This is a genomic window from Bacillus sp. es.034, assembly GCF_002563655.1.
Taxonomy (GTDB): Bacteria; Bacillota; Bacilli; order Bacillales; family Bacillaceae_B; genus Rossellomorea.
Map to the genome: position 1 here is coordinate 2,606,480 of NZ_PDIY01000001.1, position 20,278 is coordinate 2,626,757.

The following is a 20,278-nucleotide window of genomic DNA, read 5'->3' on the forward strand; positions in this document are numbered from 1 at the left end:
ACATATTAAGGAGGAGAGCATTGACCTATCTTAATTATGTGATCCTATATTGTTTTTTGCAAATTAATGGAGAGCGCTCCGTTTACTCGGTATTTCATATTTTAAAAGGGAAGAAATCTTCCCAATCGATTCAGGATGCACATATCTTTCATCTGCAACCGTTTTTCCTTTCTTTGCCTAAGTTGAAGCGGCCATATTTCAATCAAAAGGTAAGGGAATTAGAGAAAGCCGGATGGATAACCGTTGGTGAAAATGATAATGCCAGAGTGTCATCCGAGGGACCCTTAGTCGTGAAACAGTATTTTCTTGATAAAGCTTTTCCTTCAGAAATGAACGGTCTCATCCATGGTGATCAAGCCCGTTTATTCTGGATGAGATTAAGCCTCCTGGTTCAAGTCCTCTCCAATGCCAAACGTCAGGAATTCCTCTATTACCCTGTTCAGCGAAACAGACAAATACAGGAATGGGTCAAGAATTGTATCAGAACCAATCCTAACAGTGACAATCTCTCGTCCCTGCTGTTCAAAGAGCTGACCACCCTGCTGAATATCCAGGGAAGTGATCCATCCTTATTGGTGTATCGATTAACCGGATATAAGGACTACGGCTGGACGGAATTTCAGGTGGCAGAGAAATTGGACATGGATCTTGAAGAGTGCCGCTTCCGATTCCTGAATTTGCTACACGGTATGTTGACAGAAATAGAAAAGGATCCTAAAGGCTATCCATTATTATATTCCTTGGGCTTGAAAAGTGATCACCGACAGAACCTGACCATATCGACCAGTAAGACCTACGACTTGTATAAGAAGGGGCATTCCCTTGAAGAGATCGCCCGTATCCGTAAATTGAAACTCAACACCATTGAGGACCATGTCATCGAGTTGATTTTAACAGAAGAAGGTTTAAGCATTGATCCCTTCATTACGAGGGAAGACTTCGTAAACGTATTGAAAGTGATGAAGGAAGCACAAACGAAAAGACTTAAGCACATTAAAGAAAAGCTCCCTCATTTGAGCTATTTTCAAATCCGGGTGGCAATCGCAAAGGCAGGTGAACCACGTGAATCTGCAACAAGAACTTAAAGAAAGATTCGGCTACTCCTCCTTTAGGGAAGGGCAGGAAGAAATCATTCATTCCGTGCTGAATCAAAGGGGTACGGTTGCTATGCTCCCGACAGGAACAGGGAAGTCACTTTGTTATCAGCTGCCTGGTTATCTGATGAATGGGCACGTGTTGATCATTTCTCCCCTGCTCTCTTTAATGCAGGATCAAGTGGAGCAGATGAAAATGATGGGGGAAAAGCGGGTCATCGCATTGAATTCTTTTTTGCCCTATATGGAAAGAAGAGAGGCTTTGGAACGATTACATCTGTATAAGTTCATCTTCATTTCCCCTGAAATGCTAATGAATCGAGGGGTCATATCCTCCCTGCAATCTTTGGATATTTCCTTGTATGTAATCGATGAAGCGCACTGTATATCTCAGTGGGGACCTGATTTCAGGCCGGATTATCTAAAGCTCGGGGAACTGAAGAAGCTGCTCCACAACCCGACCACCCTGGCATTGACGGCAACGGCGACGGAGGAAGTCAGGGAAGACATCAAGCAGGTGCTTCAAATGGATCATGCTGTTGAAATGGTCTATTCAGTCGACCGCGGGAATATTGGATTATTTGTTAAGAGGGTGTCCGGACAAAATGAAAAGCTTAACACGTTGTTAGAATGTGTGAGAGCGTGGGACGGTCCGGGGATAGTATATTTCTCAAGTAAACGTATGGCTGAAGATGTTGCTCTCTGGCTGTCAGAGAACGGTGTGTCAGGAGTTGCCCATTACCACGGGGGGATGGAGCAGGAGGACCGGATCTTGATTCAGCAGCAATTCCTTTCGGGAAAACTAAGAATGATCTGTGCAACCTCAGCGTTTGGGATGGGAGTGAATAAGGAAAATATCCGATTCGTCATTCACTTTCATTTCCCCTCCAGCATCGAAGCATTTTTACAGGAAATTGGAAGGGCAGGCCGAGATGGAGAAAGCAGTGTATCTGTCGTTCTATACTCAGAGCAGGATCTTTCCTTGCCCCTTCAGTTCATCGAAAGTGAGCTCCCACAAGATGATCAAATTCAGAGGTTTATCGAAGAGGGCAGAAAGGGACAGTCAAAGGAGTTAATCGAACAGCTGCAGCTTACAGAAGTGCAGTATCGATTCCTGTTGTATTATACAGAAGAGTTGACCCGGGGCATGCCAATCGGTCAAGATAGATTACTAGAAAAAGTGAAACAAATCCGGAACAATCGTTTACAATACAAGAAGGACAATCTGTACTCCATGATCAACTGGCTTCAGGCCGTTACCTGCAGACGGGAGAAGCTCCTCCATTATTTCAATGAAAAAAAGAATGTCGATAACCCATATTGTTGTGATCTATGCGGGGATTCACCCGATGATTTCAAAACGGAGCCATTCGCGTTAAATATACAAGAAACCGGCACTGCAAACTGGGAGAAAAGGTTAGAAAATTTATTATTAGGATAAGTGGTATCAATGAAGAAACAAGGGGAAATCATTCAACAGCTTTCCAAGAAGCAATTAACGTTCCATTTGTATTTTACTCAATTTTTACTATTAACGATCGCCTGTGTGTTAGGTATATTTTTATTTGACACAACGTCTGAATTCTGGAATCAGATCAGGTTTTCCCCTGCCATCTTTACGGTCGGGATGACGAGCGGTCTCCTGATCGTCCTGATCGATATGCTCCTGATGAAGGTGCTGCCTGCTAAATATTACGACGATGGCGGGGTCAATGCACAGATATTCACTAATAGAAGCATGGGGGAAATCGCCCTTTTAGCTATGTTTATCAGTATAAGTGAAGAGATCTTATTCAGGGGTGTCCTTCAATTTCACTTTGGACTGATCATTTCAAGCCTTATTTTCGCACTCATTCATTTCAGGTACTGGGCTCACTGGTTTTTAATCATCAATATCGTAGTGCTCAGCTTTTGGATCGGTTTCATTTATGAATTCACAGATAATTTATTGGTTACGATCATCATGCACTTTGTCATCGATTTTTTACTTGGGTTACATATGCGTAAGAATGGAAGACAAAGAAGTAAAGAAGGGATGTCACATGAGTAAAGACCCATATCGAGATCAGGCAGCGAAACGGAAGGTAAAAATTGAACGAGTCCCTGAGGAACCACCAGTCAAAAAAAGGGAGCCGCTTCCCCCAAGAAGTGAGCTGCATAGAGAGAAACATAAAAAGAACAAATGGAAAATGAAGTACCCATTGATCAGTATGCTGCTCTTATTTTTTATCTTATTGCCTTTGACTGTTTTTGGCATTTATTCGTATTTGGATAACAGAAATGGTCCCCTCGTCGTCATGTCCGAAGATGTAGATGACGTGGTTGAAGTCCGTTATGACCAATCTGATAAAGAACAAGAAGATAGTGAGGCTGCCGTCGCCCCGGAGACAGAAGAAGACCCTCCTGAAATGGAACAGCAAAAGGCATCATCGAACGAGTCCGCTTCCTCTACTGGTGAGAAGAATCAACAAGCCTCGGCGCCACCACCTAAAGAAACAGAAGAAGAAAAGCCGAAGGAACAGATAAAAGATGAACCAAAAGAACCAAAAGAAGAACCACAAGAAATAGAGAAAGAAGAGCCTAAGGTCAAGGTTGTGTATCATACAGTTAAACCTCAGGAAACCTTGTACAGGATCGCCATGAATTACTACCATTCCCCAACAGGCGTGGACCGGATCAAAGAATGGAATAAGATTCAGGATACAGACATTCAAACAGGCCAAGTGTTGGAAATTCCGTTAGATCAATAAAACATCCTCCCCATATATATGGGGATGGATGTTTTTTTGTTGTTGATTTACATTTATTTGCAACAATCGCAAATAGAATTTACATGGAATTAGTGGAAGCGTTACATACCGAAAATATAATGAAACTGACATACCAATACAGTGAAGGGAGTCGATGATATGGACAATATGATGACGGGCTTTCGTCATGCAGATGATAAGTTGTTTTATAGGATCAATGGCAGCAAGGAGCTTTATCGCTCATTTTTTGGATATGTAACTCACTTGGGCGGGGCGAGGGTGACTGTGGGATCAATCTTTACCTTATTCTTCCTGAGTCAATATTATGTATGGCTCCTCGATACGGTCATCACGGCTGCTCTCTCCCTGATCGTAAGCCATATCCTGATGGTATTGCTGAAAAAGGGCGTCAAAAGAATCCGTCCATATATGACACTACCGGGGGCGATCATCCACGGCCATCATTTCAAGGATCACTCATTTCCTTCAGGTCATTCAACGGCTATCTCCTCCATCACCATCCCTTTTATGATTCACTATCCGATCACGATGCTCGTTCTGTTCCCTTTGAGCTGGCTCGTCGGGTATTCGAGAGTCGTCCTGGGTGTCCATTATCCTTCAGATGTATTGGCAGGTGCGTTTCTGGCATTTACCACGACAATGGCCATCTTGTTTATCTAAAGAAGCTTGCACGTAAACCAAAAAGGGGGAAAGGTAATGAGAGTGGCGCTTTTTACTGATACGTTTTATCCGCAAGTAAACGGAGTGGCAAGGACGTTAAAAAAGCTGACGGATCATTATGATAAGAGGAGGATTGAATACAAAGTGTTCACACCTGATTTTCAGGATAAAGGGGAGAATTATCCTAATGTGCACTCATTCACGAGTTTCCCATTCTTTCTTTATCCTGAGTGCCGGACGGCCATAGCAAATCCAAAGACAATCCGAAAGCAGCTTATGGATTTCTCTCCCACACTGATTCATGTTACCACGCCACTGACGATGGGGCTTTATGGAATCCGTGGAGCAAAGAAATTGGACCTCCCCCTTGTAGCCTCTTATCATACCCACTTTGATGTCTACTTGAATTATTACAAAATGATGTGGGCATCCCCATTATTGTGGAAATATATGAAATGGTTTTATTCACATGCTGACCGCATCCTCGTCCCGTCTGAAGAAACGAGGATGCATCTGATAAAACAGGGCTTTACCGACTTGTCCATATGGGGGAGAGGGGTCGATTGTACGACCTTTTCACCCAAAAAGCGAAACACCTCCCTTAGGGATAAATACAAGATTGATAAGAAATATATCCTCCTTTACGTAGGAAGGCTGGCACCCGAGAAGGACTTGGATACACTAGAAAAAACGATCAAACATCTTCCCGGGGAAATGAAGGATAGAGTCCAATGGCTTATCGTCGGCGATGGACCGCTAAAGAATGATCTCATGGATAAGACTCAGGATGAAAATGTCATCTTCACAGGCTATCTGACAGGGGAAGAACTTGCAGAAGCGTATGCCTCCTCGGATCTGTTTGTCTTTCCTTCAGCTTCTGAGACATTTGGGAATGTCGTACTGGAAGCATTGGCATCAGGGTTGCCTGCCATCGTCGCGGACAGGGGGGGAGTGACGAATATCGTCGAGCATGATCATACTGGAAGAATAGCGGAAGCTCACCGGTATCAATCCTTCATCCACCATATCATCGAATCCCTGGATGAAAGCCGACTGATCTACATGAAACGAAAAGCACTCCAAATGGCAGAAAGACAATCCTGGGATGCCATCTTTGAAGGACTCATAACTGAATTAGGGAAATCAGCTCCTTCCATAACCAAACACAGCGGTACGGCTGAAAATATTTAAAAGGGATCCTCATAGGGGATCCTTTTTCCATGTGCTGATTCTATCTCCCTGGACATGCTCATATACTTTAAGGAGAGGAGGGGTGGATACGGATGGAACGGGGAGGAAAGGAATTTGGGGAGTGGACTGATCAGGCAACGGAGCAAATGCTCTATAACCTGATTGAAAAAAAACAAAAATTTGATCGTGCGAAGGCACTTCACCTTTATACATTATGGGGGGCGATGTTTGCATCCTTCTTTTTTCTATATTATTTGACGAAGTTCGTGTTAGGCCCTTATTCATACTCGTTTGCTGCGATGTTCTCGATCTTTGTATCAGATTCCATTCATTTATTCATGGCCCTTTTTCTGGTTGTGCTATTCGGGGCTGCCAAAATTTTATATGAAAAGAAGGAAAAGAAAGAAAAAGAATTTCATGCATTAAGATGTGAAATCATCGATCGCAGTAAAGATTTATGGAAAGAAGAAGCGTGGAAAAAGAGGCATCATGTATACGATAAAATGAAAAAAGACTGGGATATCAATCTGTTCCATGGCAGTAAATGAGAACCCAGTGCCCAAAGGGAAGCACTGGGAGTGGATTTGACAGCCGCGTTCAAACTTGCCATGGCCAGGGTGCTTCCTTCCAATCCCACGGGTAATTGGAATAGCTGTATCCAAAATGGGTCAGTGGACCGAACTCCTTTTCAAATTTCTTCTTAATTTGTTTTCTGGTTTTTACATACATATTGTACTGTGAAATGGCCTCATGATCGTCCGGGTGGGTATCCAGGTACAGAGTAAGATCGACTATGACGAAGTCGACCGCCTGTAATTCTTCCAACACTTCATAATAATGGGCGGGAAGCTGCTTCATATGGGATCATTCTCCCTTCGCTTTTTCGTAGGGACTATAGTAGGGATCATAAAATACTTTCCACAATGTCCCCTTCCGCAATGCTTCTTTAGGTGTATATTGTTCTAAATTTGAAGGCTGAAACCCAAGATACAGGTTTGGGGGAGTCGAATAGACCTTCCGTGTAATCGGCTTACACGGATCATAGGGACTTATATACGGGTAATATGCTTTATAGAATTCATGCATACCGATTCCTCCTCTAAATGGATTCCTTCGTAACAACATATGATGGGAGAAATGGGAACATGTTAATTTATATAAATTCATAAGAATGAAGGGAAATACAAGGGAAATGTTGAATACTTAAGGTGTAAGGTGTAGGAAATTAATGATGAGGTGGTCAAATGTTTGTTAAAAATGCCATGATACCGAAACACAAATGCTACGTGGTGGATGTAAACGATTCAGTTGAAAAGACGCTGACGGTGCTCGAACACCATAAAATCGACGGGGTACCTGTCCTTTCGAATGAAGAGTTTAAAGGCGTAGCGACCCGTTACAATATCTATCAAAGCTTCTTCCTTTCCGGAATGGATAAGGAAACATTCCTCAAAGAGAAAAAGGTCAGTGATATCATCACGGATTCGGACAAATATATAACCGAAAAGGATGTATTTGAAAATGCACTGATCGAATTAAAGGATTCGCCGATCCTCCCGGTGGTGGCCGAAAATAATAAGTTCCTTGGGCTCGTTACACGCTTTGACGTCCTGGATCAATTCAGAAGTGCATTCGGCATGGACCAGAAAGGGGTCCGCATCGCTTTTTCTTCTGTAGAAACGGAAGGACGGATCGCAAGGCTCGGTGACATCATCCAACAATATTCAGAATCGGTGATATCCTTAGTAACATTTGATGAGTCGGATAAATTATTACGTCGTATTGTCCTGAAGGTGGAAAAGAAGGACAATATGGATAAATTCCTTCATAAGTTAGAGAAATCAGGATTCCGTATTCTCGATATACATGAAGATGAATAATTGAATAAATCCCTGTATGAAAAAAAATCCCCCTCATAAGATTTATGGGAGGGATTTTTTTGATCAATCATTTCATGAAACTGATAATTACGTTTCTTTTGGGGTATCTATTCATTACATGGTTTCCGGCATCCGAACGTTTTACCAATCCGGAATTCATTGTGGGGATGGTCCTCAATCCGGTACAGTTCTTCGCTGCGTCCATTGCGTTTATGATCGGTATCATGGTCCAGGTGAATGTGCTGAGGGCTGAATTCTATTCTATCCTTCAATTATGGAATGGAAAACTACATAAAGAATCGATCCTCATTCCATTTCACTTAGCGGTGATTTACGTGTTGAGCGGGTATGGCATATGGCAAACGATGATTTTTTCCTGTTCAGCCATTTTTTATGGTATCATTTCAATAGATTTTCGCCGTCAAGGAGGCCACAATGCTTGAATTTAGTATGATTTTATTGGCAGGGGGAGTCAGCCTCCTCTTTTATATGGTATATGAAGCCCGACGTAACGTCGTAAAGATTGAAAAGGTGAAGTTTCCTCACTACCCCCGACAGATGAAGCCCGTATCCGTTTTTTTTATTTCCGATATACATAAACGGGAAATTTCAAATGAAATCATCGAAGACGTGAAAGGGAAAACGGATCTTGTCATCATCGGCGGGGACCTATTGGAAAAAGGGGTGCCTTTTTCAAGGGTTGAACGAAATCTTGACAAACTCTTGACTTTGGGAAGCGTTTATTTCGTATGGGGAAATAATGATTATGAAGTGAATACGAGCAGGTTGAAACAGATATTCAAGAAAAAAGGAATCGTCGAAATCGTCAATTCTTCAGTGGAGGTAAAGATTCATAATGGGGTCCTGAACTTGATAGGGGTGGATGACGCAAGTACCCAACGGGCAAATTATGAGGCCTCACTTGAAGGGGTACATCCTGATGAATTCAATCTTTTGATCAGTCATGACCCAAGGCTTGTGAATCAAGTTCAGAAAGAAGACGGGATCGACTTTATGATAAGCGGACATACACACGGGGGCCAGATTCGTCTGTTCGGTTGGGGGATGTATAAAAAAGGAAGACTTGAAACTCTCCCGGAGACCACCCTATTAGTAAGCAATGGCTACGGGACCACCGCGATTCCTTTGCGGCTGGGTGCCCCGGCCGAAACCCATTTAGTGATGATAGATAAAGGTTAAAATGAACAAATATTATTCATTACCTATACAAATTTTACACAAAGAGATTTCTCGGGTTATAATTTTAGAGAGATGAGAAATACTTGGGGGACTATTTATGAGCAATGATAAAAAGTTGGAAGGCAAATACAATATTAAGGCTGTGTCTACCATTTTAGGGATTCAACCGGGAACATTGAGGGCATGGGAGAGAAGATACCAGATCATTGCACCTGTGCGGAATGAATCCGGGCACCGTTTGTATACCGAACAACATTTAAATATATTGAAATGGCTGGTTGAAAAGGTTGATCAAGGCTTTACCATCAGCCAGGCTGTTGCGTTACTGGACAAACAGGAACTGGAAGAGAATGAAATCACATCTTCACAACAGAAGGATCGCACCCAAACGATTTCCGATGATCTCTTGAAGGCTTTATTGAGTTTTGATGAAACGAAAGCCCATGAATTGATCAACCAGTCGTTTTCTGTGTATACCATCGACAAGGTGGTCATCGACATTCTCGGCAGCCTCCTGGTCAGGATCGGTGATTTATGGGAAAATGGTGAAATCACGACGGCCCATGAGCACTTTGCCACTTCCATCCTCAGGTCCCGTATCGGTATCATCATGCATTCATTCCCCCATAATGGGATATTACCAAAGGTAGTGGCTGTCTGCGGGCCTGGAGAATGGCATGAATTAGGATTATTGATCTTCACCCTTTACGTACGAAGGAAGGGGTTTGAAGTCATCTATCTGGGATCGAGCATAAAAGAGAATGATATTGACGTCGTATTGGATGAAGTGGATCCAAAGTTTTTATTCTTCTCGTGCACACTGTTTGAAAATGTTGATAACCTCCTTTCACTCGTTACGTCCTTAAAGAACGAGCGGAGTGATCTCGTGATCGGGATGGGCGGTTTCGCCGTCGATCATCTGCCCAAAGACGTAAAAGCAAAATTTGATGAACATATCGTGGGACAAACCAAATCCGATTGGGAACATTGGGTCAAAAGTAAATTATAAGTGGAGTATGCACTGTTTTTTGCCCCTTACATAGTATGATGATAAATCGTCACACTCTAGGGGGTACGAAGATGAAGCTCGAAAGAATTTCGGACAATAAAATAAAATTTTCCATTAGTGTAGAAGAGTTGGAACAAAAAGGGTTATTTGAACAGGACCAATGGAAAGATTCCTATATGTGGCATGATCTGTTTGAAGACATGTTAGATGAAGTACAAGGGAAGTTCGGCATCGAAACACAAATGGAAATCACAGTGGAGATCGAATCATTTGATGATCAGGAAATCTGCCTGATCCTCACGTTAGAGTCAGAAGACGACTTTTCCGACTGGGAAGAAGGTACCGAAATGATGAAATCCATGAACGATCACGATGTTCTCGTGTATTTCAATGATTTCGAGGACTTACTCAACCTTCTCAAACGCATCAATGAGATGGGAAAGCTGAGCCATTCCCTCATTCAATACAGTATTTTTCACTACGAAAAAACGTATTACGTACTTATAGAGAATTTGCTTGAAGGCGACAGTTTCGTACTTGAAGCTATTTGCGCCGAATATGGTCAACACTCGACGGTTACAAAGCATATCCTGATGGAATATGGCCGAGTTGTGTTACTAAGGGATTCCATTAAAAAGATATTACATTATTTTTGACTCGTTGATGATGCTGTTGAATCTTTACCCCCTTTGAATATATGTTTTATGCCGAATCTAATAATAAAATAATAATAAAATAGGCTTTATGCACTCTCAGGGTCAATCCTGGGGGTGCTTTTTAGAAATCATATAATCAAATGATAGCGTTTTCAAAAAAATGCTCAATATTGAATTTTCCTTCTTTGCAAGTGGAAATCAAACGTGTATACTATGTCATGAAAGCGGACGAGGTTCCGCTAAACAGTGAAGGATACTGGGAGGTTTACATATATGGTAGCCGAAAAGGGGAAAGAAAGTCACCAAGCATCAGAGCAGCATGATGTGCTGAAATCTACACAAACGGTTATTCATCTTGCGCTCGATAAATTAGGGTATTCAGAAGAAGTTTATGAATTATTAAAAGAACCGATTCGTATGTTAACGGTTAAAATACCAGTCCGGATGGACGATGGAAAAGTAAAGGTGTTCACGGGCTATCGTGCCCAACATAATGATGCGGTCGGACCGACAAAGGGCGGGATCCGCTTTCATCCGAACGTTTCGGAGAAGGAAGTTAAAGCGCTTTCCATTTGGATGAGTTTGAAATGTGGAATTGTCGACCTTCCATATGGGGGAGGTAAAGGCGGGATCATCTGTGACCCCCGGGATATGTCATTTCGGGAGTTAGAGCGATTAAGCCGTGGGTATGTTCGTGCCATCAGCCAAATTGTCGGACCTTCTAAAGATATTCCGGCCCCGGATGTTTTCACCAACTCGCAAATCATGGCGTGGATGATGGATGAATACAGTCGCATTGATGAATACAATTCTCCAGGATTCATTACCGGTAAACCATTGGTGCTGGGAGGATCCCACGGCCGTGAAACGGCCACTGCCAAAGGGGTGACAATCTGTATCCATGAAGCGGCAAAGAAAAAGGGAATTAAACTCGAAGGGGCACGGGTGGTCATTCAGGGGTTCGGAAATGCCGGAAGTTTCCTTGCCAAATTCATGCATGATGCCGGTGCGAAGGTGATCGGGATATCCGATGCCTACGGCGGCCTGCACGATGAGGACGGCTTGGACATCGACTATTTACTGGACAGACGCGACAGCTTTGGAACGGTCACGAAGTTGTTCAATAATACGATTACTAACGAAGAACTGCTGGAACTTGATTGTGATATTCTAGTGCCCGCTGCCATTGAAAATCAAATCACGGATAAGAACGCCCACAATATCAGGGCAAGCATCGTCGTCGAAGCGGCCAACGGACCGACAACACTGGATGCAACGAAGATCTTGACGGAACGCGGGATCCTACTGGTACCGGATGTGTTAGCTTCCTCAGGTGGCGTGACGGTTTCGTATTTCGAGTGGGTTCAGAACAATCAGGGGTATTACTGGACAGAAGAAGAAGTGGAAGAGAAACTGGAAAAGATCCTGGTCAGCTCTTTTAATAACGTGTATGAAACGGCACAAACAAGAAGAGTGGATATGAGGCTCGCCGCCTATATGGTCGGGGTAAGGAAAATGGCGGAAGCCTGCAGGTTCAGAGGGTGGATTTAGCGATATACTAAAAGGGTGGGGGAAAGAAGCCCACCCTTTTTTCTATTGGGATCATATTCAATGCTGCCCATATTATCAGTATGGATCCCGGGGATACCGAGGGCTCCTTTTTGACCTGGACGCAATCTTATTCCATAATAACTGAGTAAAGACTTTTAATAATCTGAAGTGTACGGATGAACTTAATCATTCAGATAGAGGAATTGAAGGAGTGTCTGAATTTGAAAATGGAAGAATGCATTATTGTAGGCGGAGGACCGTGCGGGTTGTCTGCTGCCATCAGTCTCAAAGAAAAAGGAATCCATCCTTTGATCATCGAAAAAGGGAATATCGTCAATGCGATTTACCACTACCCTACCCATCAAACCTTCTTTTCGTCGAGTGAGAAGCTTGAGATCGGTGATGTACCTTTCGTCATTGAAGAGCATAAGCCGAGAAGGAATCAGGCATTGGTCTACTATCGCGAAGTGGTGAAGCGTAAAAAGCTCAGGATCAACCGATTTGAAACCGTTTATAAAGTTGAGAAGCACGACGATGGTTTTACTGTGACGACTTCTAAGGGACATTACGAAAGTAAGTCGATCGTCATCGCAACCGGATACTACGATAACCCGAATTACATGGATATCCCCGGCGAGGAACAAGAGAATGTGTTTCATTATTTTAAAGAAGCCCATCCTTTTTTTGATACGGATGTGGTGGTCATCGGAGGCAAAAACTCCGCGGTTGATGCAGCACTTGAATTGAATAAAGCAGGGGCTAGGGTCACCGTTTTATACCGGGGAAGTGAATATTCCAAAAGTGTCAAGCCATGGATCCTCCCGAATTTTGATGCACTTGTAAGGAATGGTGAAGTCACAATGGAGTTTCAGGCATGTGTGGATGAAATAACCGGGGATTCTGTTCTTTACAACGTTAATGGAGAAAAGAAAGAGGTCAAGAGTGATTTTGTGTTTGCCATGACCGGCTATCATCCCGATCATAGCTTCCTGACGAAAATGGGGATAGAAATCGATAAGGAAACCGGTCGTCCTGCCCACAATCCTGAAACGATGCAAACAAATGTAGACGGCGTCTATATTGCAGGCGTCATTGCCGCAGGAAACAATGCCAATGAAATCTTCATAGAAAACGGTCGTTTGCATGGCGGACTGATTGCCGAATCCATTATGGAAATGAAAAAATAGAAGGAAGAGTGAGAAAGAGGCTCACTGAGGAGCCTCTTTCTTTCGTCTTTTTTACTACTTGTCGTTAATTAGTTTTTGAAAATCGCTTCCAGTTCTTTCATGTCATGTATTTGGGAAAGGGCCACCACAAGCTTGATTCTGGCCTTTTGTCCATTTAGACCGTTTGAAAAGATGACCCCTTTTTCTTTCAGTTGTTTTCCGCCACCTGAATATCCGTAGATGTCCTGGACAATCCCGTTGAAGCATCTGGAAACCAATACGACGGGGATATTCGCTTCTAACAGTTCCTCGATGCCCATCACTGTTTCCGGTGGGAGATTTCCCTGACCCAGTGCTTCGATGACGACCCCGTCGTACTGCAGATCCTTTATCGCCCGCAGTAATCCTGAATCCATTCCTGCATACGCTTTTATGAGTGTCACCCTCTTGGAAATGTCACACACCTCGTAGTGCTCGTTAGAGGTTGGCTGGTGATGGAAGAGTACCCCCCTTTTCGTCACGATCCCGATCGGTCCATACTGTGGGCTTTGAAAGGTGGATACATTGCTCGTATGGGTTTTGGTCACATTTTTCGCTGAATGGATCTCATCGTTCAGGACTACCAAAACCCCCTTGTTCATGGATTTGTCGTCCGCTGCTACACGTACGGATGAAATCAGGTTATATAAACCGTCAGCCCCTATTTCATTGCTTGATCTCATGGCTCCCGTCACCACGACCGAGATGGGGAGGGAAAGGGTCAAGTCTAAGAAATAAGCTGTTTCTTCCAATGTATCTGTTCCGTGGGTAATGACGGCCCCGTGGAAGGGCTTTTCCTTATACTTCTTTTCGATGATCTCTTTCAGCTGCTGCATATGACCAGGCGTAATATGAGGGGAAGGCAGATGGAATGCTTCTTCGACCGTCAAATTCGCCAGACTTGAAACGATGGATGTTTGCACCGAGAGCGGGTTTTCTTTTCCCGGTGAAACGGCTCCGGTCTGTTCGTCTTCCATCATTGAGATGGTGCCGCCTGTATGTATGACTAAAATATCTTTCTTCATCATTCATTCCTCCAACCAATTAAATTCCTATTTCCAATACTACTTTAACATGATACGATTAAGAAAACCGAAAGAAAAGAGGACTTTTTATGCTGGTGATTTTATCAGCGGGTATAGCACCAGGATTAGCATTGTTAAGTTACTTTTATTTACGGGATCAATATGAGGCCGAACCCATTACATTGGTGTTTAAAACGTTTATGTACGGGGCCCTTATTACCTTTCCGATTATGTTTTTACAATATGTCCTGGAAGTGGAAGGGATCATTGACTCCAACTGGTCTACAGCTTTCATCTCCTCCGGGTTCCTCGAAGAATTTTTTAAGTGGTTTATTCTAATGTTTGCCATCTTCCAGCACGTGGACTTTAACGAACCATATGACGGTATCGTATATGGAGCCAGTGTTTCACTTGGATTTGCCACAGTGGAAAATATATTATATTTAGTCGCCAATGGTGTCGAACACGCATTTGGGAGGGCAGTACTCCCTGTATCGAGTCATGCCCTTTTCGGGGTCATCATGGGATACTATTTAGGAAAAGCGAAGTTCTCATCCCGGGAAGAAAGGCATAAATGGCTTTTTCTGGCCATCTCAGTGCCTATCTTGTTACATGGAACCTACAATTATATTTTCCTTGCTGAGAAAAACTGGGTTTATTATATGGTTCCGTTCATGTTTTTCTTATGGTGGCTGGGATTAAAGAAAGTCAAGAGTGCCCACCAGCTTACAGAAAAGAAGTACAAACGGGAATTGAAGAAAGAAGTCATTTAAAGACGCTCACGATAAGGGGCGTCTTTTCTATTGAATGAGAAGAACCCCCGCTAAATGCGGGGGTTCGATTTATTTATAGGCAGCAGCAAGATCAGTTTTTGGAGATTCCTTCCGCTTCACTTCATCAATTTTGTTCACAAACATCTGAAATACTTTTCGTTTTTCATCCAGGTCGCGTATGTATTCTTTCAGTTCACTATACTTTTCTTCAAAAGGTTTATGATACATTTCCCTGATATTTTCAATGATTTCCTCGTTCACCGTGGATTGAATGACCTGTTTTGTAATTCCGTATTTATAGGAATAGACCTTCAGTTCTTTTTTTACTTCCTCATAATCTGTATTGATTTGATCCAATACCTCCGAAATATCCTCTTTCCATTCATCCAATGATTTCGCTAAATAGTCCTCCATCATGACCCTCCTGTTTGAATTAATGAAGTATCCCTCACTCATTATAACCTTACTTGTTTACATCCTTTTTGCTGAGACATTACAGTGTCTTATCAAAGTGCTTCACTTGTGCAGGCGCTTTTTCCCGTTTTCAAATTTTAATGATTCCACTTGTATAAAATGGGAGCCTCTACAAAAACTAGAGTTAATATTAATTGAAGATATGGAGGTTAAGGCATTATGAATAGTCGTTTCAAATGGGTTTCTACTTCAGTCGTCATGGTGCTTATGTGTTCTCTTCTTATGATTTCTTCTGAAGGTGAGAAGGCAGACGCTTTTACGAATCAGGTCATTCAGCATGGCGCAACGGGTGAGGATGTAATCGAGCTTCAATCCAGACTTCAATATATCGGATATTATAACGGCGATATTGATGGTGTATTTGGATGGGGGACCTATTGGGCACTCCGAAACTTTCAATATGAGTTCGGTCTTCCGATCGATGGCCTTGCCGGTGCGAAAACAAAAGAAAAACTTGTGAAAGCATCAAAGTACAATAAGGAATATGTGAAGAATCAAATTGAAAAAGGCAATGACTTCAGCCATTATGGCGGGACAGATTTAGATAAACAAAAAGGTTCGACAGGTGGGGGAGGGGCAAAGGCTCCTGCTCAAAACAAGCCGGCCCCTTCTAAGCCGACGGCGGTGAATACACCGAATGGTTTCTCTCAAAATGACATTCAATTGATCGCAAACGCAGTATATGGAGAATCACGTGGTGAACCATACGAGGGACAAGTAGCTGTAGCGGCAGTCATTCTCAATCGGATAGACAGCTCAGCGTTTCCCAATACCGTGGCAGGGGTCATCTTTGAACCAGGTGCGTTCACAGCCGTAGCTGACGGCCAAATCTGGTTAACCCCTAATGAAAGAGCAAAAGAAGCGGTGTTGGATGCCATTAACGGTTGGGATCCGTCATCAAGTGCTCTGTATTATTTCAATCCAGTGACGGCAACAAGCAAGTGGATTTGGTCCCGTCCCCAAATCAAGAAAATTGGAAAACACATATTCTGTAGTTAAAGAGGTGAAGGGAATTGCTACGAATCATTTTAATTACGGTACTCGTCCTCGGTGTAGCCGGTACCGCTTTCTGGGGATACCAGGAACACCAGGAGAAAAATGCGATACTGATCAATGCGGAAAATAACTATCAAAGAGCATTTCATGAATTGACTTACCAGGTGGACCTGCTTCATGATCAAATCGGTTCCACTCTTGCCATGAATTCAAGGAAGTCACTGTCACCGGCACTTGCCGATGTGTGGAGATTAACGTCACAGGCCCACAGTGACGTAGGTCAGCTTCCTTTGACGCTGCTGCCGTTTAATAAGACGGAAGAATTCCTGAGCAATATCGGTGACTTCAGCTATCGTGTAGCTGTAAGAGATTTAGATAAAAATCCATTGACGGATAAAGAATATAAGTCATTGGAAAACCTGTATAAACAAAGTGCCGATATTCAAAATCAGTTACGTCAAGTCCAGCATCTTGTCATGGAAAACAATTTGCGATGGATGGATGTGGAAATGGCTTTGGCATCAGGGGATGAACAGGCAGATAATACCATTATCGATGGATTCAAGACCGTCGAGAAAAATGTATCCGGTTATGATGAGGCGAACTTTGGCACGACCACCTTCGTCAACACGGAGAAAAAAGATCAGAACTTTAAGAAGTTAAAAGGGAAAGAAATTTCCAAAGAGGAAGCAGTCAAGATATTGAGGAGGTATTCCGGTATCCCTAAAGCAAAAGATGCAAAAGTTTCAAAAAGCGGTAAGGGTGCCGATTACAAATTCTATAGTGTATCAATCGGAAATGGTAACACCGAAGCGAGCATGGATATCACCCAAAAAGGCGGATATCCGATCTGGTATATCAATAACCGTAAAATCAAAGAACCAAAGATCAGTTTGAACAAAGCAGCTGAAAAAGCGACTGCTTTCCTGAAGGAAAATAACTTCCAGAAGCTTGAGCTGTTTGAGAGTGCACAATATGATAACATCGGTATTTTCACATACGTTACGGTCCTGGACGGAGTGAGGATTTATCCTGATTCGGTTAAAATAAAAGTAGCATTGGATAATGGACAGATTGTTGGCTTTGCTGCTGAAGAATACTTAAAAAATAATCATGATAGAGAAATCCCTAAAGCATCCATTACAAAGGCAGATGCGAAAGAAACGACAAACCCAAACCTGAAGATAATGGAAGAGCGCCAGGCGGTGATCGTGAACGACCTCAACGAAGAAGTGCTATGCTATGAATTCATGGGTATGCTGGGTAAAGATACCTATAGAATATTCGTCAATGCAAACACAGGAGAAGAAGAGAAAGTAGAGAGGCTCAAAAAAGCAGAGCCCATCTATGAAGAAGTCGTTTAACTTACAGGGACGGACCTCCAACTTAGAGGTCCGTCCCTCTCTTCTTGTTCGAAAGTTCAGAATGGAGTTAAAAAGGTATGGAAAGGCGAGGGATCTCGTGACATAATATAGATACATAATATGGGAAAGTGGGAATTTCGGACTATGATAAAAGCTGGTACCACATTGCAATTGGAGCCTATACATAATGAAACATTTGATCGATATAGATGCAGGGTGGTCGAACTTTCCGAAGAGGGGATTTTTATTGATTATCCCATCCATACCAAAACGGAGAAAGCCGTTTTTTTAATCGATGGAACTCAGTTGAAAGCAAGCTTCACCTTCAATGAACAGACCGTCCTGATGTTTGAAACGGAAGTGATGGGCCGTAAATTATCCAAGATACCGATGATCCACCTGCATTATCCGGGAGACGATGGGTTAATGAAAGTCCAAAGAAGACAATTCGTTCGTGTAGAAGCCAACACTGACATTTCATTAAAGATCAATGAGCATTTTTACCCGACAATCACGGAAGATATCAGTGCAGGAGGATGTGCTGTAGTGGTGAGGAAGGGAATGGATTTGAACAGTGGCGACAAGCTGTCGACCATCATCGTCCTCCCGATGCAGACAGGGGAGTGCCGCTATGCAGAAATCGAAGGAAAAGTGATCCGGGTCTGGGAAAAGGAACACAAACAAATTGCAAGCATCGAATTTGTTCATTTAACTGAAAATCAGAGGCAGCATATTTTAAGATATTGTTTCGAAAGACAGCTTGACTTAAGAAAAAAAGGATTACTTGAATAAAAAACCAAAATGTACACATACTTTTTCTTAGTAAGGAAAAAGGGTGATCACAGTGAAAAGGGTAGAAAGAATTTTAATCAAATTAGCCATCATACATGTCATATTATTAATAGCGGTCCAGTTTGTATTTCATCAAATGAATGTCCTTCCCGAGCTTCATAAGCTCGTTTTCTACGAAGGAGTGGAGAAAATGGAGTACAGTGAAATTGTCGAAACCCTATCACGTTAGAGCAGGAGCTAAAATTCCTGCTCTTTTTTTTGAAAAACACTTCCAAAGTAAGAATCTATAAACGAAAAGTGAGATTTATGTTAAAATGGGTAAGAAAATTATTAGGAACTTAAGTAGGTGGATGAATTGAAAAAATTAAGAATTGCAATCGATGGTCCTGCAGCAGCAGGGAAAAGTACCGTTGCAAAAATTGTGGCAGGAAAATTATCTTATCTTTATATTGATACCGGGGCGATGTACCGCTCTTTAACGTATAAAGCTTTGAGCAACAACGTAGACTTGCATGATGAGAATGAATTGAATCAATTATTGTCTGAAACGACGATCGAACTTGAACCTTCTGAAGTGGGGCAGCTTGTATTCCTGGATGGGAACGATGTAACAGAAGAAATCCGTCAGGCTTCCGTGACCAACTCAGTGTCCCATGTGGCCGTTCATTCCGTTGTGAGGGAAGAAATGGTGAAGAGACAGCAGCTGCTTGCAAAAGAAGGCGCTGTAGTGATGGACGGAAGGGATATCGGCACCCACGTCATACCGGATGCGGAAATCAAGGTTTTCTTACTCGCGAGTGTGGACGAACGTGCCCAAAGGAGACATGAGGAGAATCTTTCGAAGGGATATCCAAGTGATCTGGAGCAATTAAAAGAAGAAATCGCCCGTCGTGACAAGATCGATTCTGAAAGAGAAGTGGCCCCTCTGAAAAAAGCCGAGGACGCAACGGAAATAGACACCACTTCCCTTTCCATATCAGAAGTTGTGGACCAAATCATGCTGTTAGTAGAAAGGAAAGGTTAAAGTGAACCTATATACCTTTGCCAGAGGTCTCGTTAAGTCGATACTTTCCCCTTTGTACCGGATAGAGGTGAAGGGGCTGGAGCATTTCCCGAAAGATGGGGGTGTTTTACTATGTTCCAACCATATTGATAATCTGGATCCCCCCGTTGTAGGGATATCAGCTCCAAGGCCAGTGTCCTTCATGGCGAAAGAAGAACTCTTCAATGTTCCCGTGTTAGGGAAGCTTCTGCCTGATTTACGTGCATTCCCGGTGAAAAGAGGGATGAGCGACCGTGAAGCGCTCCGTAAAGGATTAAAGGTCCTGAAGCAGGGAGATGTTTTAGGACTGTTCCCAGAGGGTACTAGAAGTAAGACAGGGCAAATAGGCAAGGGATTGGCAGGAGCGGGCTTCTTTGCACTAAGATCTGAAGCTTATGTCGTACCCTGTGCCATCATCGGCCCATACAAGCCATTCAGGAAATTGAAGGTTGTATTCGGACCGCCGATCCCGATGGACGGTATCCGTGAAGAAAGATTAAATGCGGAGAAAACGACGGAAATCATCATGAAGCATATTGACGACCTGATACATGCGAATCAATAATATAAGGTTTTCCGCTTGACAAAAAGTAGT

The 20,278-nt window shown here is 42.8% G+C and carries 25 protein-coding genes; 21 read left to right on the forward strand and 4 right to left on the reverse strand.

The features are described 5' to 3' along the window. Positions 1 to 20 precede the first annotated feature (20 nt). The 7 genes from ATG71_RS13250 to ATG71_RS13280 all read left to right on the forward strand — a co-directional run bounded on the left by ATG71_RS13250 (position 21) and on the right by ATG71_RS13280 (position 6,264). Positions 21 to 1,085, forward strand: coding sequence for a YpbB family protein (locus tag ATG71_RS13250; protein WP_179886532.1), 1,065 nt, complete (start codon positions 21 to 23; stop codon positions 1,083 to 1,085). Further along, positions 1,063 to 2,535 (forward strand): RecQ family ATP-dependent DNA helicase, encoded by a 1,473-nt coding sequence (locus tag ATG71_RS13255; protein ID WP_098439982.1) that lies wholly within the window; start codon positions 1,063 to 1,065, stop codon positions 2,533 to 2,535. The genes ATG71_RS13250 and ATG71_RS13255 overlap by 23 nt, the downstream gene beginning before the upstream one ends. A gap of 9 nt (positions 2,536 to 2,544) precedes the next feature. Beyond that, positions 2,545 to 3,144: a CPBP family intramembrane glutamic endopeptidase gene (locus tag ATG71_RS13260; RefSeq protein ID WP_098439983.1), complete on the forward strand. Its 600-nt coding sequence runs from the start codon at positions 2,545 to 2,547 to the stop codon at positions 3,142 to 3,144. Beyond that, a complete protein-coding gene (locus tag ATG71_RS23395; RefSeq protein ID WP_098439984.1) occupies positions 3,137 to 3,844 on the forward strand; it encodes a LysM peptidoglycan-binding domain-containing protein in 708 nt (235 codons plus the stop codon). Before ATG71_RS13260 ends, ATG71_RS23395 begins: the two co-directional genes overlap by 8 nt. A gap of 159 nt (positions 3,845 to 4,003) precedes the next feature. Further along, complete coding sequence (locus ATG71_RS13270) at positions 4,004 to 4,525, forward strand: phosphatase PAP2 family protein (RefSeq protein ID WP_098439985.1); 522 nt, start codon at positions 4,004 to 4,006, stop codon at positions 4,523 to 4,525. Positions 4,526 to 4,561: 36 nt separating this feature from the next. Further along, positions 4,562 to 5,716, forward strand: coding sequence for a glycosyltransferase family 4 protein (locus ATG71_RS13275; RefSeq protein ID WP_098439986.1), 1,155 nt, complete (start codon positions 4,562 to 4,564; stop codon positions 5,714 to 5,716). A gap of 92 nt (positions 5,717 to 5,808) precedes the next feature. Then, the gene (locus ATG71_RS13280; RefSeq protein WP_098439987.1) at positions 5,809 to 6,264 is read left to right on the forward strand and encodes a DUF2663 family protein; all 456 of its coding nucleotides are present in this window, start codon (positions 5,809 to 5,811) and stop codon (positions 6,262 to 6,264) included. A gap of 49 nt (positions 6,265 to 6,313) precedes the next feature. Here ATG71_RS13280 and ATG71_RS13285 read toward each other — a convergent pair whose 3' ends face one another. Together ATG71_RS13285 and ATG71_RS13290 are read right to left on the reverse strand one after the other, a co-directional pair. After that, positions 6,314 to 6,574 carry a spore coat protein CotJB gene (locus ATG71_RS13285; RefSeq protein ID WP_098439988.1) on the reverse strand — a complete coding sequence of 87 codons (261 nt, stop codon included), beginning with the start codon at positions 6,572 to 6,574 and terminating at the stop codon, positions 6,314 to 6,316. A 6-nt stretch (positions 6,575 to 6,580) separates the two neighbouring features. Continuing rightward, positions 6,581 to 6,802 carry a spore coat associated protein CotJA gene (locus tag ATG71_RS13290; protein ID WP_098439989.1) on the reverse strand — a complete coding sequence of 74 codons (222 nt, stop codon included), beginning with the start codon at positions 6,800 to 6,802 and terminating at the stop codon, positions 6,581 to 6,583. A gap of 158 nt (positions 6,803 to 6,960) precedes the next feature. Between ATG71_RS13290 and ATG71_RS13295 the strand changes: the two genes are divergently transcribed. The 7 genes from ATG71_RS13295 to ATG71_RS13325 all read left to right on the forward strand — a co-directional run bounded on the left by ATG71_RS13295 (position 6,961) and on the right by ATG71_RS13325 (position 13,199). Further along, on the forward strand, positions 6,961 to 7,596 hold the full coding sequence (locus ATG71_RS13295; RefSeq protein ID WP_098439990.1) for a CBS domain-containing protein: 636 nt from the start codon (positions 6,961 to 6,963) through the stop codon (positions 7,594 to 7,596). Positions 7,597 to 7,655: 59 nt separating this feature from the next. Next, positions 7,656 to 8,039: a hypothetical protein gene (locus ATG71_RS13300; RefSeq protein WP_098439991.1), complete on the forward strand. Its 384-nt coding sequence runs from the start codon at positions 7,656 to 7,658 to the stop codon at positions 8,037 to 8,039. Beyond that, a complete protein-coding gene (locus ATG71_RS13305) occupies positions 8,032 to 8,796 on the forward strand; it encodes a metallophosphoesterase (RefSeq protein WP_098439992.1) in 765 nt (254 codons plus the stop codon). The genes ATG71_RS13300 and ATG71_RS13305 overlap by 8 nt, the downstream gene beginning before the upstream one ends. A 97-nt stretch (positions 8,797 to 8,893) precedes the next feature. After that, positions 8,894 to 9,805: a MerR family transcriptional regulator gene (locus tag ATG71_RS13310; RefSeq protein WP_098439993.1), complete on the forward strand. Its 912-nt coding sequence runs from the start codon at positions 8,894 to 8,896 to the stop codon at positions 9,803 to 9,805. Between the two features lie 71 nt (positions 9,806 to 9,876). Continuing rightward, positions 9,877 to 10,461, forward strand: coding sequence for an adaptor protein MecA (locus ATG71_RS13315; RefSeq protein WP_179886533.1), 585 nt, complete (start codon positions 9,877 to 9,879; stop codon positions 10,459 to 10,461). A 273-nt stretch (positions 10,462 to 10,734) separates the two neighbouring features. After that, on the forward strand, positions 10,735 to 12,012 hold the full coding sequence (locus ATG71_RS13320) for a Glu/Leu/Phe/Val family dehydrogenase (protein ID WP_098439995.1): 1,278 nt from the start codon (positions 10,735 to 10,737) through the stop codon (positions 12,010 to 12,012). 221 nt (positions 12,013 to 12,233) lie between these two features. Next, a complete protein-coding gene (locus ATG71_RS13325) occupies positions 12,234 to 13,199 on the forward strand; it encodes a YpdA family putative bacillithiol disulfide reductase (RefSeq protein ID WP_098439996.1) in 966 nt (321 codons plus the stop codon). A 68-nt stretch (positions 13,200 to 13,267) separates the two neighbouring features. Here the strand turns inward: ATG71_RS13325 and ATG71_RS13330 are convergent, their stop codons facing one another. After that, positions 13,268 to 14,245, reverse strand: a complete 978-nt coding sequence (locus ATG71_RS13330) for an asparaginase (RefSeq protein WP_098439997.1) — start codon at positions 14,243 to 14,245, stop codon at positions 13,268 to 13,270. A gap of 86 nt (positions 14,246 to 14,331) precedes the next feature. Here ATG71_RS13330 and prsW point away from each other — a divergent pair, with 86 nt between their 5' ends. Continuing rightward, positions 14,332 to 15,015: a glutamic-type intramembrane protease PrsW gene (gene prsW, locus ATG71_RS13335; protein WP_098439998.1), complete on the forward strand. Its 684-nt coding sequence runs from the start codon at positions 14,332 to 14,334 to the stop codon at positions 15,013 to 15,015. Between the two features lie 69 nt (positions 15,016 to 15,084). On the opposite strand, the gene ATG71_RS13340 is transcribed toward prsW, so the two are convergent. Further along, positions 15,085 to 15,429, reverse strand: a complete 345-nt coding sequence (locus ATG71_RS13340; RefSeq protein WP_034758298.1) for a hypothetical protein — start codon at positions 15,427 to 15,429, stop codon at positions 15,085 to 15,087. A 258-nt stretch (positions 15,430 to 15,687) separates the two neighbouring features. Between ATG71_RS13340 and sleB the strand changes: the two genes are divergently transcribed. The 6 genes from sleB (at position 15,688) to ATG71_RS13365 (ending at position 20,248) form a co-directional block, all read left to right on the forward strand. Beyond that, positions 15,688 to 16,488: a spore cortex-lytic enzyme gene (gene sleB, locus ATG71_RS13345; RefSeq protein ID WP_430337513.1), complete on the forward strand. Its 801-nt coding sequence runs from the start codon at positions 15,688 to 15,690 to the stop codon at positions 16,486 to 16,488. A 14-nt stretch (positions 16,489 to 16,502) separates the two neighbouring features. Further along, positions 16,503 to 17,849 (forward strand): germination protein YpeB, encoded by a 1,347-nt coding sequence (ypeB, locus tag ATG71_RS13350; RefSeq protein ID WP_098440000.1) that lies wholly within the window; start codon positions 16,503 to 16,505, stop codon positions 17,847 to 17,849. A gap of 144 nt (positions 17,850 to 17,993) precedes the next feature. Continuing rightward, the gene (locus tag ATG71_RS13355; RefSeq protein WP_098440001.1) at positions 17,994 to 18,641 is read left to right on the forward strand and encodes a flagellar brake protein; all 648 of its coding nucleotides are present in this window, start codon (positions 17,994 to 17,996) and stop codon (positions 18,639 to 18,641) included. 52 nt (positions 18,642 to 18,693) lie between these two features. Beyond that, positions 18,694 to 18,870: a YpfB family protein gene (locus tag ATG71_RS23400; RefSeq protein ID WP_179886534.1), complete on the forward strand. Its 177-nt coding sequence runs from the start codon at positions 18,694 to 18,696 to the stop codon at positions 18,868 to 18,870. A gap of 126 nt (positions 18,871 to 18,996) precedes the next feature. After that, positions 18,997 to 19,665 (forward strand): (d)CMP kinase, encoded by a 669-nt coding sequence (gene cmk / locus ATG71_RS13360; protein WP_483295308.1) that lies wholly within the window; start codon positions 18,997 to 18,999, stop codon positions 19,663 to 19,665. 1 nt (position 19,666) lies between these two features. Continuing rightward, positions 19,667 to 20,248 carry a lysophospholipid acyltransferase family protein gene (locus ATG71_RS13365; protein ID WP_098440003.1) on the forward strand — a complete coding sequence of 194 codons (582 nt, stop codon included), beginning with the start codon at positions 19,667 to 19,669 and terminating at the stop codon, positions 20,246 to 20,248. The last annotated feature ends 30 nt before the right edge of the window (positions 20,249 to 20,278 follow it).